General features: G+C 65.2%; 13 protein-coding genes. 6 read left to right on the forward strand and 7 right to left on the reverse strand.

The window, feature by feature from the left end:
- Positions 1–24: 24 nt before the first annotated feature.
- Positions 25–1,719 carry a methyl-accepting chemotaxis protein gene (locus ACE10W_RS18905; protein ID WP_271557326.1) on the reverse strand — a complete coding sequence of 565 codons (1,695 nt, stop codon included), beginning with the start codon at positions 1,717–1,719 and terminating at the stop codon, positions 25–27.
- Here ACE10W_RS18905 and ACE10W_RS18910 point away from each other — a divergent pair.
- On the forward strand, positions 1,702–1,941 hold the full coding sequence (locus ACE10W_RS18910) for a hypothetical protein (protein ID WP_133415017.1): 240 nt from the start codon (positions 1,702–1,704) through the stop codon (positions 1,939–1,941). The genes ACE10W_RS18905 and ACE10W_RS18910 overlap by 18 nt on opposite strands.
- A 140-nt stretch (positions 1,942–2,081) precedes the next feature.
- Here the strand turns inward: ACE10W_RS18910 and ACE10W_RS18915 are convergent, their stop codons facing one another.
- The 3 genes from ACE10W_RS18915 to tyrS all read right to left on the reverse strand — a co-directional run bounded on the left by ACE10W_RS18915 (position 2,082) and on the right by tyrS (position 5,303).
- Positions 2,082–2,519 carry a DoxX family protein gene (locus tag ACE10W_RS18915; protein ID WP_271557328.1) on the reverse strand — a complete coding sequence of 146 codons (438 nt, stop codon included), beginning with the start codon at positions 2,517–2,519 and terminating at the stop codon, positions 2,082–2,084.
- Between the two features lie 213 nt (positions 2,520–2,732).
- Positions 2,733–3,992, reverse strand: a complete 1,260-nt coding sequence (locus ACE10W_RS18920; protein WP_271557329.1) for an MFS transporter — start codon at positions 3,990–3,992, stop codon at positions 2,733–2,735.
- Between the two features lie 57 nt (positions 3,993–4,049).
- The gene (gene tyrS, locus ACE10W_RS18925) at positions 4,050–5,303 is read right to left on the reverse strand and encodes a tyrosine--tRNA ligase (RefSeq protein WP_271557331.1); all 1,254 of its coding nucleotides are present in this window, start codon (positions 5,301–5,303) and stop codon (positions 4,050–4,052) included.
- Positions 5,304–5,465: 162 nt separating this feature from the next.
- Here tyrS and ACE10W_RS18930 point away from each other — a divergent pair, with 162 nt between their 5' ends.
- The 3 genes from ACE10W_RS18930 (at position 5,466) to ACE10W_RS18940 (ending at position 7,690) form a co-directional block, all read left to right on the forward strand.
- Entirely contained in the window at positions 5,466–6,569 is a 1,104-nt protein-coding gene (locus tag ACE10W_RS18930) for an anhydro-N-acetylmuramic acid kinase (protein ID WP_060911847.1), read from the forward strand.
- A gap of 109 nt (positions 6,570–6,678) precedes the next feature.
- Positions 6,679–7,356 (forward strand): glutathione S-transferase family protein, encoded by a 678-nt coding sequence (locus tag ACE10W_RS18935; RefSeq protein WP_161535047.1) that lies wholly within the window; start codon positions 6,679–6,681, stop codon positions 7,354–7,356.
- 10 nt (positions 7,357–7,366) lie between these two features.
- Positions 7,367–7,690: a multidrug efflux SMR transporter gene (locus ACE10W_RS18940; protein WP_011087106.1), complete on the forward strand. Its 324-nt coding sequence runs from the start codon at positions 7,367–7,369 to the stop codon at positions 7,688–7,690.
- On the opposite strand, the gene ACE10W_RS18945 is transcribed toward ACE10W_RS18940, so the two are convergent.
- The 3 genes from ACE10W_RS18945 to ACE10W_RS18955 all read right to left on the reverse strand — a co-directional run bounded on the left by ACE10W_RS18945 (position 7,687) and on the right by ACE10W_RS18955 (position 10,156).
- Positions 7,687–8,199 (reverse strand): DUF1697 domain-containing protein, encoded by a 513-nt coding sequence (locus ACE10W_RS18945; RefSeq protein WP_271557339.1) that lies wholly within the window; start codon positions 8,197–8,199, stop codon positions 7,687–7,689. The genes ACE10W_RS18940 and ACE10W_RS18945 overlap by 4 nt on opposite strands.
- A gap of 8 nt (positions 8,200–8,207) precedes the next feature.
- Positions 8,208–8,855, reverse strand: coding sequence for an alpha/beta hydrolase (locus ACE10W_RS18950; protein WP_008143006.1), 648 nt, complete (start codon positions 8,853–8,855; stop codon positions 8,208–8,210).
- 317 nt (positions 8,856–9,172) lie between these two features.
- Complete coding sequence (locus tag ACE10W_RS18955) at positions 9,173–10,156, reverse strand: LytTR family DNA-binding domain-containing protein (protein ID WP_375762669.1); 984 nt, start codon at positions 10,154–10,156, stop codon at positions 9,173–9,175.
- Positions 10,157–10,200: 44 nt separating this feature from the next.
- Between ACE10W_RS18955 and ACE10W_RS18960 the strand changes: the two genes are divergently transcribed.
- Both ACE10W_RS18960 and ACE10W_RS18965 read left to right on the forward strand, forming a co-directional pair.
- A complete protein-coding gene (locus ACE10W_RS18960; RefSeq protein WP_271557346.1) occupies positions 10,201–11,394 on the forward strand; it encodes an acyltransferase family protein in 1,194 nt (397 codons plus the stop codon).
- A gap of 51 nt (positions 11,395–11,445) precedes the next feature.
- Positions 11,446–12,585, forward strand: a complete 1,140-nt coding sequence (locus ACE10W_RS18965; RefSeq protein WP_271557348.1) for a cysteine desulfurase family protein — start codon at positions 11,446–11,448, stop codon at positions 12,583–12,585.

The raw sequence follows: 12,585 nt of genomic DNA on the forward strand, positions 1-12,585 counted from the left end.
GCGGAGGTTTAGGCGTCCGGAAACTTACGCCGCGCGCACGCCTGCCAGGAAGGTGCCGACTTCGCCCGAGAGCTGCTCGGCCTGCTTGGAGAGGCTGCTGGCCGCCGCGAGCACCATGCCGGCGGCGTTGCCGGTCTCGTTCGCCGCGGTGCTGACGCCGCCGATATTGGTGGTGACCTCCTTGGTCGCCTCCGCGGTCTGCGAGACGCTGCGCGCGATCTCGGCGGTGGCGGCGCCTTGCTCCTCGATGGCCGCGCCGATCGAGGTGGCGATCCGGCTGACTTCCTCGATGGTGGCGGTGATGCCGCCGATGGCGTCCACGGCCTCCTTGGTCGCGCCCTGGATCTGGGCGATCTTGTCGCCGATCTCGCGGGTGGCCTCGGCGGTCTGGCTTGCGAGCGACTTCACCTCGGAGGCGACGACGGCAAAGCCGCGGCCGGCTTCACCGGCGCGCGCGGCCTCGATGGTGGCGTTGAGCGCGAGCAGATTGGTCTGCGCCGCGATGCTGGAGATCAGCTCGGCGACATGCTCGATCTGCTGAGCACCGTCCGAGAGTGCGCGGACGATGGTGTCGGTGCGGCGGGCGTTGTCCACGGCGCGGCCGGTGACCTCGGCCGATTGCGCGACCTGGCGGCTGATCTCGGTGATCGAGGAGGAGAGCTCCTCGGCGGCGGCCGCGACGGTCTGGACGCGCTGGCTGGCTTCGGTGGCGGCCGAGCCGACCAATGCGGCGCGGCGGTTGGTGCCTTCGGCGGTGGACGACATCGACTTGGCGGTGGTCTCGAGTTCACCGGAGCCCGAGGCCATCAGGCCGACGAGCTGGCCGACGGACGCATCGAAGCGGTCGGCGAGTGCGATCAGGGCGTCGCGCTTCTCCTGCTCGCTGCGGGTCTTGGCGGCGACCTGCTCGGCCTCGAGGTTGCGCGCCGTGAGCGCGGTCTGCCGGAGCACTTCGAGCGTCTCGGCCATGCGGCCGATCTCGTCGCCGCGGCCGGTCTCCTCGACCGGCTTGTCGATGGCGCCTTCGGAAATCGCCTGCATGCGGTTCTTCTGGCGGTCGAGCGCGCCGAGCACGTCGCGGGCGATCAGCCAGGACAGCGTCGCCATCAGCAGCATCAGGCCGACGCCGATGACGGCGAGCTCCAGCGTCAGCGCGCGCACGTCGGCATCGATATCGTCGACATAGAGGCCGTAGCTGATGGTCACGTTCCAGGGCGCGAACTTGCGCGCGAACACGGTCTTGCGGACCGGCTCGGTCTGGCCGGGGCGGGGATAGAGATAGGAGGTCACGCCGCCCGGCGCGGCCTGGTCGGCAGCCTTGAGGATGGCGTCGGCGATCAGCACGCCATTGGAGTCCTTGGCGCCCGTGATCTTGCCTTCGAGCTGCTGATTGGCGCCGTTCACCATCAGGGACGTGTCCTGATTGTAGACCACCGGATAGCCCTGGCCGCTATTGAAGCTCATGCGACGGCCGCGCTGGTGGAACAGGGCCTTGGCCTCGGCCTGCGTCAGCTTGCCGGCGGTCACCTCGTCCTGGAGCGATTGCGCGTAGTTGTAGAGGAGCTCCACCGCGGTCCGCATCTGCTGGACGCGGTCCTCCATCATGCGGCTCTTGCTGAGAACGGTCGATACCCCGATGATGGCCGTGACAGTGAGCGCCGCGAGGCAGACCATGCTGGCCAGCTTGGTGCGGATCTTCAGATGACTCAGCAGCTTCATCGCAGCCTCTACGGAATGGTTATTATTGCTCGCATCGGTAGCATGAAGTTCTTACCAATCATGAATGGAGGCATGCGGCGGCCTGCCGCGCGGAACGGCATTCGCAGGCTTGTGCGCAACCGTGCAGGCAAACCGCCACGCGCCGGGAGGCACCGGTTCATGCGCTGGAAAAAATCGATCTTGGACTTTGGTGGCTACAGAGCCTGGCAGGACCTGCAATGAATCGATTCGTTCATCGCATCATCATGTCCGTGCTGCTCGTCGCGGCCCTCGTTCTCATCTGGAACGTGCTGGGAGCGCGCTAGGACGGCACCGGCAGATCTGCGGGTGCCGTCCTGCTTGCGGATTGATCCGCGGGCGCGTCAGCGCCGGGCGTAGGCCTCGCCGGATGCGTCGCTCTCCTTGCCCATGACGGCATCGACGCTGATCGAGCCGCCCCCGGCTGCCGAGAGATAGAGGCAGGCGAAGCAGAACAGGATCGCGGCGGTACCGCCATTGAGCAGTGGCAGGAACACCGGCGAGCCGGTCTTGAGCATGTGGCCCATGAAGTAGGCGAAGGCCATTTCGCCCGACAGGATGAACGCCGTGATCCGCGTGAACAGGCCGAGCATCAGGGCCGCGCCGAGCACCAGCTCAAGCGCGCCGGCCGCGTAGATCAGCGGCGGAATGTCGGCGAAGTAGGGAAGCGCCGGAAACTTGAACAGTTTTGCGACGCCGTACTGGAACAGCAGCAGTCCGGTGACGAAACGAAACAGGCTCAGCAGAGCCGGTTGATAGCGAGAGAGATAGTTGAAGTTCATGATTTGCGCCCTTCCATCCACAATTCCCAAGCGACTTGAATCGCATTCGGTTCCACCCTGCAAGCTGTAGGCGCGGAATCCGCGCTGACTTTTTCGTCATGTCGGACAAAACGCCGTAAAGCGCGGCGAGTTCGGATTATTCGCGGGTGGCCATGTCGCGCGAGCCCGTAATTTCCCGGTGGCGCGGAGGGGTGCAGGTTACCTCGGACATACCTACCGCCGCAAGGCGGGGACAACCAGGAATGGAATCATCCCGAGCACCACACTCGCAAGTGCGAAGGCGAGCAACGCGTTGTAGCCGTGGGTCGCGTCGTGGATCAGGCCACCGCTCCAGGAGCCGAACGCCGAGCCCAGCCCGCTGCCGATCGAAATGGTGCCGTAGATCGTGCCGACCCGCTTGCCCTGAAAGATCCGCATCGCGGTCGCGCTGATCAGCGGGCCGCGCGAGCCCATCATGCTGCCGAAGCAGACGACGAATCCGCTGAGCACCAGGATGTTGGGGACGTATTGCAGCAGCCAGAGCAGGGCGATGCCGAGGATCGAGATCGCGTAGCTCAACAGCACGGAAGGCCTGCGCCCGATCAGGCCGTCGAGCGCGGAGACCCCCAACATGCCGAACACAAGCACGACGCCGGAGAAGCCCCAGGCCGTCGCGGCCTGGAGCGGCGGGAAGCCTGCGTCGATCAGATAGGCCACGATCTGCGCGGCGATCGCGTACATGCCGACGGCGGTGAAGAAGAAGGTCGAGAACAGCGCCCAGAAGGCGTGATGGCGCATCGCGCCGAGAAGCGTCCAGCCGTTGTCGATGAAGTCAGGATCGGTCCTCTTCACCACATGCGGCGAGCCCGTGGCGAACAGCCGCCACGGCAGCAGCAGCAGCGGCACCAGCAGGCCCAATGCTGCAAAGCCGAACAGCTGGTAGGTGCCGCGCCAGCCGAGATGGTCGATCAGCAGTTGCGAGGCCGGCAGTAGCGCCAGCACGCCGCCGCCCATGGCCGAATACACCACCGACATCGCGGTCGGGAGGCGCGGCCCGAACCAGCGACCGAGCAGGATCGAGTTCGGCACGATGCCGATGAAGGCGACGCCGATGCCGACACAGAGGCCGATCGAGAGCTGGAACTGCCACAGGTGCTGTGCGTGCGCCGCAACCAGGAATGCCGCGCCGAGCAGCGATAGCCCGAGCGCATAGACGATGCGCGGTCCGGAATGATCGAACAGCCGTCCGACGAAGGGGGCGGTGAGGCCGCTGGCGAGCCATGTGAGCGAATAGACCGAGACGATCTGTGCGCGGTCCCAGCCAAAGCTTTCCGAGATCGGCTTCAGGAATACCGTAAAACTGTCGCCGAGCCCACGGCCCAGCACGGCCAACGTGAAGCAGAGTGCGAGCACGGTGAGTGCGACGCGCACGGCGCCTTCCGGCGTCGCCGCGACGCCATCCTTGCGCGATTCCCTGGGCGTCTTCTGATCCATTGCCGGTCAGGGAGCGCGCTTCGGCGCGCCCTGACAAGCAGCGAAAAGCTCATACGCCTATGCAGGCTTGATGAGGATGTGCTTCTTCTTGCCGAACGACAGCTTGATCACGCCCTCAGGCGTCAGATGGGCCGCCGAGAGCGCCATCTTGTCGTCGGTGACGGGTTCGTCGTTGACGCGCAGGCCGCCGCCCTTGATCTGGCGCCGCGCCTCACCGTTGGAGGCAACGAGGCCCGCCTTGACGAAGGCGTTGAGCACGCCGAAGCCGGCGTCGAGCTCGCCGCGCGGAATTTCCACCGTTGGCAGACTTTCGGCGAGCGCGCCTTCCTCGAAGGTGCGGCGCGCGGTTTCAGCCGCCTCATTCGCTGCGTCACGGCCGTGCAAGAGCGCGGTCGCCTCGGTGGCGAGCACCTTCTTGGCCTCGTTGATCTCCGAGCCGCCGAGCGCCTCGAGCTTGCCGATCTCGCTCATCGGCAGCGTCGTGAACAGCTTCAGGAATTTGCCGACGTCGGCGTCCTCGGTGTTGCGCCAGTACTGCCAGAAGTCGTACGGCGAGAACTGGTCGGCGTTGAGCCACACCGCGCCTTGCGCGGTCTTGCCCATCTTGGCGCCGGAGGCCGTCGTCAGCAGCGGCGTCGTCAGCGCGAACAACTGGTGCGTGCCCATGCGGCGGCCGAGGTCGACGCCCATGATGATGTTGCCCCACTGGTCCGAGCCGCCCATCTGCAATTTGCAGCCGGTGCGCTTGGCGAGCTCGACGAAGTCGTAGGCCTGGCAGACCATGTAGTTGAACTCGATGAAGCTCATCTCCTGCTCGCGCTCGAGGCGCAGCCGGACGGAGTCCATGGTCAGCATGCGGTTGACCGAAAAGTGCCGGCCGACGTCGCGCAGCATCTCGATCCAGTTCAGCTTGGTCAGCCACTCCGCATTGTCGAGCATGATGGCGTCGCTCTTGCCGTCGCCGTAACGCAGCACCTTTGCGAACACGCCGCGGATCGATTCCTTGTTGGCCTCGATCTCGGCGACGGTGCGCATCGCACGCGTCTCGTCCTTGCCGGAGGGATCGCCGACCATGGTGGTGCCGCCGCCCATCAGGGTGATCGGCTTGTTGCCGGACTGCTGGAGCCAGTGCAGCATCATCATGGTCAGGTAGTTGCCGATATGCAGCGAGCGGGCGGTGCAATCGTAGCCGACATAGGCGGTGGCCTCGCCCTTGGCGGCGAGCGCGTCCAGCCCCTCGAAATCGGAGCATTGATGGATGAATCCACGTTCCTGCAGGATATTGAGGAAATCCGATTTAAATGCAGTCATCTGTCGGCGTGCCTGACAATTCTTGGTTTACTGTTTCGGGAGCAATTTAACGGTCTTCCGTGGGAACTCGATGGCTGCCCGCCACTTGGCGCTGTGGCATTATAAGATGTGTCCCTCTGGCACAAGATCGGCATGCCAGAGGGGTATTGAGGACGCTGATCCATGATGTTGACGGCACTCGGTTTGATGAGCGGCACCTCGCTGGACGGGGTCGATGTCGCGCTGATCGAAACCGACGGAAAGCAAGTGAAGGCGTTCGGTCCGTCCGGCTACCGGCCCTACAGCCCGGTCGAGCGCAACCTGCTGCGCCAGGCGCTGAGCGAGGCCGTGCACCTGACGCGGCGCGATGCCCGGCCGGGGATACTGGCCGAGGCCGAACGCGCAGTGACGCAGGCGCATGCCGAAGCCGTCGCCGCCTTCGTGGCCCAGAACCGGATGAGGCCGGAGGACATCGACATCGTCGGCTTTCACGGCCAGACCGTGCTGCATCGGCCCGAGAAGCGGCTGACGGTGCAGATCGGCGACGCGCCGGCGCTGGCCAGGGCGATCCATATCCCCGTGATGCACGACTTCCGCGCCGCCGACGTCGAGGCCGGCGGGCAGGGCGCGCCCTTCGTGCCGGTCTACCACCGGGCGCTGGCGCAATCGCTCGAGCGCGAAGGGCCGATCGTCGTGGTCAATATCGGCGGCGTCTCGAACATCACCTATATCGACGGCAACGACACGTTGATCGCCTGCGATACCGGGCCCGGCAACGCGCTGCTCGACGATTTCATGTACCGCACCATGAACCAGGCGTTCGACACGGAGGGCAAGTTCGCCGCGCTCGGCAAGGCGGATGAGGCCTGGATCGCGCGGGCGCTGGAATTACCGTTCTTCGCGCTGCCGCCGCCAAAATCGCTCGACCGTAACGATTTTGCCGCGCTGAAACTTGGCGACGTGCCGCCGGCCGACGGCGCCGCGACGCTGACAGCTTTCACCGCGGCCGCCATCGCCCGCATCATTCCGCTGCTGCCGCGGCGGCCGCGAAGCTGGATCGTCTGCGGCGGCGGCGCCCGCAACCTCACCATGCTGCGGATGTTGCGGGAGCGGGTGGGGTCGGCCACCGTCGAGGCCGCCGAGGCCCTCGGATGGGCCTCCGACGCCATCGAGGCCCAAGCGTTCGGCTTCCTCGCCGCGCGTGGGCTGAAGGGCCTGCCGCTGTCCTATCCGGCTACCACGGGCGTGCCGATGCCGATGACGGGCGGGGTGATCGCGCGGCCCTGAGGTCCAGGCCTTAAAAACAAGGTCGGTTAATGCAAGTGCATGTATCTTGACGGATAGATGCAAATGCATCTATTGTGGGTGCAGTTGCATCCAACCGCCGGGATTGGCCATGACCGCTTCGCTCAAACTGATCAGCCACAAGCTTTGCCCCTATGTGCAGCGCGCGGTGATCGCGCTCAAAGAGAAGGGCGTGCCGTTCGAGCGCGTCGACATCGATCTCGCCAACAAGCCCGACTGGTTTCTCAAACTGTCGCCGCTCGGCAAGGTGCCGGTGCTGGTGGTGACGACCGACAAGGGCGAGGTCGCGCTGTTCGAGAGCAACGTGATCTGCGAATACATCGAGGAGACGCAAGCGGGCGCGAAGCTGCATCCGGCGGATGCGCTGAGCCGTGCCGAGCACCGCGCCTGGATGGAGTTCGGTTCGGCGATCCTCGGCGATCTCTGGGGGCTGGAGACGACGACCGATCCCGCGACGTTCGAGAGCAAGCGTCAGGCGCTTGCCGCGAAGTTCGCACGGGTTGAGGCTGCGCTCGGCACAGGTCCGTTCTTCGCCGGCGCGCAGTTCAGCCTGGTCGATGCGGTGTTCGCCCCGATCTTCCGCTATTTCGACGTGTTCGACGACCTGACCGAGCTCGGCATCTTCAGGGATGTGCCGAAGGTGCGGGCGTGGCGGACTGAGCTTACGAAGCGTCCGAGCGTGCGGAGCGCGGTCGGAGCGGACTATCCGCAATTGCTCCGCGCCTTCCTCGTGCGCCACGACGCGCACCTGCTCAAGCTCGCGGCCTGAGCCCGCACCGATGTCACCATCATTGGCCTGGCTCATGCTGGTGATCGCCGGCGTGCTCGATGTCGGCTGGGCGATCTCGATGAAATATGCGGAAGGCTACACGCGGCCGGGCTGGAGCATCGCGTCGCTCGCGCTGCTCGCGGCCTTCGTGTTCCTGCTCGGACGCGCGCTGAAGGTGCTCGAGGTCGGCGTCGCCTATTCGGTCTGGACCGGCATTGGTGCTGCCGGCACCTTCGTCATGGGCGTGGTGCTGTTCGGCGAGACCCTGAGTGCAATGAAGATCGCCGGTATCGTGCTGGTGCTGACAGGGATCGCCGCGCTGAAGCTGGCCTAGAGCTCCGCGGCCATCCTCGCCAGCGTCGCGATCGTATTCATGTTACGCGCGGTGCCGGTTTTCGCGGCGGGGATGACGAGCTTCGATGTCCCCATGCCGTCGCCATAGTGGACGTAGATCTCGCGGCAGCCGAGGCGCAGCTCCTCGTTCTTCTGGCCGCGAATCCCGGACAGCGCATCCGCGGGCGGAGCCTTGTCGAGGAAGATCGCAACCGTGCGGTTGGGCGCGGCTTTCGGAAAGGGATTGTCGGTCGCGACTTGCGCCATTTCGGCGGCGCTGCGCACAAGCACGCCAACCGGCGCACCGGCGTAGGCATGGAGGCGCTGTTCGAGTGCGCTCTTGATCGCAGCTTCTGATTTGCGGCTGGTGAAGACGACGTTGCCGCTGGCGATATAGGTGCGCACGGCGGCAAAGCCGAGATCCTCACACATCGCCTTGAGCTCGCTCATCGCCAGCTTGCCGGTGCCGCCGACATTCACGGCACGCAGCAAGGCGACGAACGAGCCCATTTGGGGCCTCAGCGCACGTTCGCCAGACGCATGTCCAGATAGGCCGTGATGGTTTCCATCAGCGGCTCGAGCTTGGCGTCGAAGAAGTGGTTGGCGCCGGGGATGACCTGCTGGTCGATCACGATGCCCTTCTGCGTCTTCAGCTTCTCGACCAGCGTGTTGACGTCCTTGGGCGGCACCACCGCGTCCTTCTCGCCATGCACGATCAGGCCCGAGGACGGGCAGGGCGCGAGGAAGGAGAAGTCATAGAGGTTGGCGGGCGGCGCGATCGAGATGAAGCCCTCGACCTCGGGACGGCGCATCAGGAGCTGCATGCCGATCCAGGCGCCGAAGGAGAAGCCGGCGACCCAGCAGGCACGCGCTTCGGGGTTGATGGTCTGCGCCCAGTCGAGCGCTGCCGCCGCATCCGACAATTCGCCGGTGCCATGGTCGAACGAGCCCTGGCTGCGGCCGACGCCGCGGAAATTGAAGCGCAGCACCGAAAAGCCGCGGTGCGCGAAAGCGTAGTAGCACTGGTACACGATCTGATGGTTCATCGTGCCGTGAAACTGCGGATGCGGATGCAGGATCATCGCGATCGGCGCGTTCTTCTGCTTGGCCGGGTGGTAGCGGCCTTCGAGACGGCCGGCGGGGCCGGCGAAAATAACTTCAGGCATCGATGATCTCTTGGTTGATTCCGTGGAGAAGCGGTCCTTGGCAATCAACCGATTGTGGCCTCATCGACAGTGATGCCGACGAAAGCGCGAATGGAAGGAAGCGGTGGCGCCCTCGGATGATGCGCGAGCGGCGCGCGGTGAACTGACGCGCGCGTTCTAACATGAGGCGTGGGTCAAAAAGCAAGCATCTTCGACATATCGCAATGGGCTCAAGAGCTTAACCTGTCGTCCGCATGTCACGCCAACAGCGGCCGAGATCGAACAAGGTGATGACGAGGAGCGCCATTGCGCCGACAACCAATTGGAATCACGATTGTTTATCGGCTGTCGGGCGCCTCCGGAGGCGATTCACGCAAGGCGGTGCGGTCTCCGAGCGAGGCGACCGCGGGCCGGTAGCGGCGGCTGCCTCCCAGCGTCTGCCCGGTGTCGAAGGTGAGCTCGAAATCCCCTGACGGCTTGAACTCCACGCCACGCACCCGGTCGAGATTGGCGAGCCTTGTCCGGTGAACGCGCACGATGGCGAAGCGGGCGAGGTCGCTTTCGGTCGCGGCGAGCGTGCCGCGGATCAGGCGCTGGGTGCCGTCGGCGAGGCTGTATTCGATGTAATTGCCGGCGGAGGCGACCCACAGGATGTCGCGCGGTGCGACGCGAATACGGCTGGCGCCGTCCCGGAGCCAGATCAAACCGGGGGGCGGCTGCTCCAGTGGAGCGGCAGGCATAAACATCGCCGCGCGCGCGGCCTTCCTCAGCTCTCGTCGGCTTTCGATCAGCCAGAGTGTTGCTCCGAGCAGCGAAGCGGTCACGGCATCCTTGCGGAACTCGTACAGGATCACCGCGAGCGAGAAATGGAAGTCGTAGGCGCTTCCCGCGAGCCCGAGCGCGAGCTTCCGGACCCAGACCATTCCGGTGATGTGGAGGGCCGAGAAGCCGAGCAGGGCGACCGCAGCGATTCCGATGCGTATCGCCAGCCCCCGTGGCTGGCGCATGCGCCGGACGGCCAGCACTAGGATCGGCACCAGCAGCAGGATGACGATGATGCTCGACAGTTCCCAGAACAGTCGCCGGCCAATGTCATAGCTGTCGCCGCGCCAGGCGGCGTCCTGCGCGCCGGAGAGTGCATTGACGATTCCGATGGCGAACGCGACGGCCGCGATCGCACCGAAAATCGTCCAATCGCCGCCGCTGATCCCGCCGCGCCAACCGCTTGTCCCGGGCGCCGACGCCTCGTCCCCGCGCGCCCGGTCCTGATCCCAAACCGTCTCGACGCGCTTCGTTTCGGGGGCATTTTGGCCGTCAGCCATGGCCCGAAAACCGCGTTTGTCGTCCCGTGAAGGAGCAGAACACCATGTCAACACCGCAGCAAATTTCGATCTCGGAACGGCGCATCGATCTGGATTGGGTGCGGATTTTAGCCTTCGGGCTGTTGATCTTCTACCACGTCGGCATGCTCTACGTGTCGTGGGGATTTCACATCAAGAGCCTGCATCGGCTGACCTGGCTCGAGCCCGTAATGCTATTCCTCAATCCCTGGCGGCTGTCGTTGCTGTTCCTGGTCTCCGGGGTCGCCAGCCGCTTCATGCTGGGAAAGTACCGGCTCGCCGCCTTCGCCCGCGCGCGGTCGGCGCGGCTCTTGATCCCGCTGATCTTCGGCGTGCTCGTGATCGTGCCGCCGCAATCCTACCTCCAGATCGTCGAGAGCCTCGGCTATCCAGAAGGCTTCGTCGATTTTTACATCCGGCACTACCTCGCGTTCAGCTCGCAATTCTGTCCGAACCCCTGCATCGTACAGCCGACCTGGAACCATCTCTGGTTCGTGGTCTATCTCTGGATCTACACCATGGTCTTGGTCGGCGTGCTGGCGTTGTGGCCGGCAGCCGCGGATTGGATCGGCGAGAGGGTGGCGGCCGCGCTCGCCGGACCATGGCTGCTGTTGCTGCCGTGCCTGCTGTTTGCAGCTTGGCGGCTGTTTCTCTCGCCAATCTTCCCGTCGACCCATGCGCTGTTCGGCGACTGGTACAATCACGCAGACTATGCGACCGCGTTTCTGATCGGCTTCCTGCTCGCGCGCGAGAACAGCATCTGGCGCGACATCGAGCGGCAACGGTGGGTGGCGCTGACGCTTGCAGCCGCCTGCTTCGCCGCCTCCGCCCTCGTTTATGCCGGCTTGTTCCCGCGGTCGCCGATGCTGAGCTGGTTCGCCGGCTCGGTCTATGGCTGCTACCAATGGCTGGCGATGGCGGCGGTGCTCGGCTTTGCCCGACGCCATTTGACGGCCGACAGCCCCGTGCGCCGCTATCTGACCGATGCGATCTTTCCCTATTACATCGTACATCAGACCGCGATTATCGTGATTGCGCACGCGCTGCGGGACAGCGGGCTGTCAGCCGGAAGCGAGGCCGTGATCGTGATTGCCGGTACCGCGCTCACGTGTTTGGTCAGCTACGAGATCGCGCGCCGGATCGCCTGGCTACGGCCGCTGTTCGGATTGCGAATGGAGTCCCGTTCCGCGGCGGGGATTGCGCGGCAACAGCCGGCCTGATCTGCGACGGCTCGCGATTGGCGCGATGATAAAAGGTGCTAAGAGGGCGCCATGCCAAGCCGCGTCTATCTCGACTGGAATGCGACCACGCCGCTGCGCCCCGAGGCGCGGGCGGCGATGGTCGCTGCCTTCGACCTGATCGGCAATCCGTCCTCGGTTCATGCCGAGGGGCGACAGGCGCGGCGGCTGGTCGAGGAGGCTCGCGTCACGCTTGCCGCGGCGGTGGGGGCGTTGCCGCGGAACGTCGTCTTCACCTCCGCTGGAACCGAGGCCAATGCGCTGGCGCTGTCGCCCGGTCTGCGGGGGCCATCCGGCGGCCCGGTCGAGCGGCTTCTGGTCTCCGCCGTTGAGCATGCCTCGGTGCTGGCGGGTGGCCGGTTCCCGGCGGACAAGGTCGGTCATATCAACGTGACCCGCGCCGGCGTGGTCGATCTCGACCACCTCAGGGCGCTGCTGAAGGACGGCCCGCCGGCGCTGGTCTCGATCATGGCGGCCAACAACGAGACCGGCGCGCTCCAGCCGGTTGCGGAAGCCGCCCGGATCGTTCACGAGGCCGGGGGCCTCCTGCATGTCGACGCGATCCAGGCGCTGGGCAAAATTCCGTTCAATATTAATGCGGTAGGTGCGGACCTTGCGACGTTTTCTGCACACAAGATCGGCGGTCCCAAGGGCATCGGGGCGCTGGTCGAGGCCGAAGGGCTCGCTGGCCTGGAGCCGGTGCTGCGCGGCGGCGGGCAGGAGCTGAACCGGCGCGCGGGAACCGAGAATGTCGCGGGCATTGCCGGCTTCGGCGCGGCCGTGAAGACTGCGCTTCAGGCTTTTCCGGAGGATGCAAAGCGGATGGCAAGCCTCAGAGATCGCTTGGAAAATGGCATCCGGGCGATTGCTGGAGCGACGATCTTCTCTGACGACACCGAGCGGTTACCAAATACCATTCTGTTCACCGCCCACGGCCTGAAGGCCGAAACCGCGGTGATCGGCTTCGACCTCGAAGGCATCGCTGTTTCCTCCGGCTCCGCCTGTTCCTCGGGCAAGGTCCAGCCGTCCCACGTGCTGTCCGCCATGGGATTCGATCCAGCCGTGGCCCAGGGAGCGGTGCGCCTCAGTCTGGGCTGGTCTACAGAACCGGACGACATCAATAGGGCGTTAGAGGCTTGGCGAAAGCTCGGTAATACCCTACTTAGAGACTAA

The sequence above is a fragment of the Bradyrhizobium sp. B025 genome (genome assembly GCF_042257955.1).
In the GTDB taxonomy this organism is placed as follows: Bacteria; Pseudomonadota; Alphaproteobacteria; order Rhizobiales; family Xanthobacteraceae; genus Bradyrhizobium; species Bradyrhizobium diazoefficiens.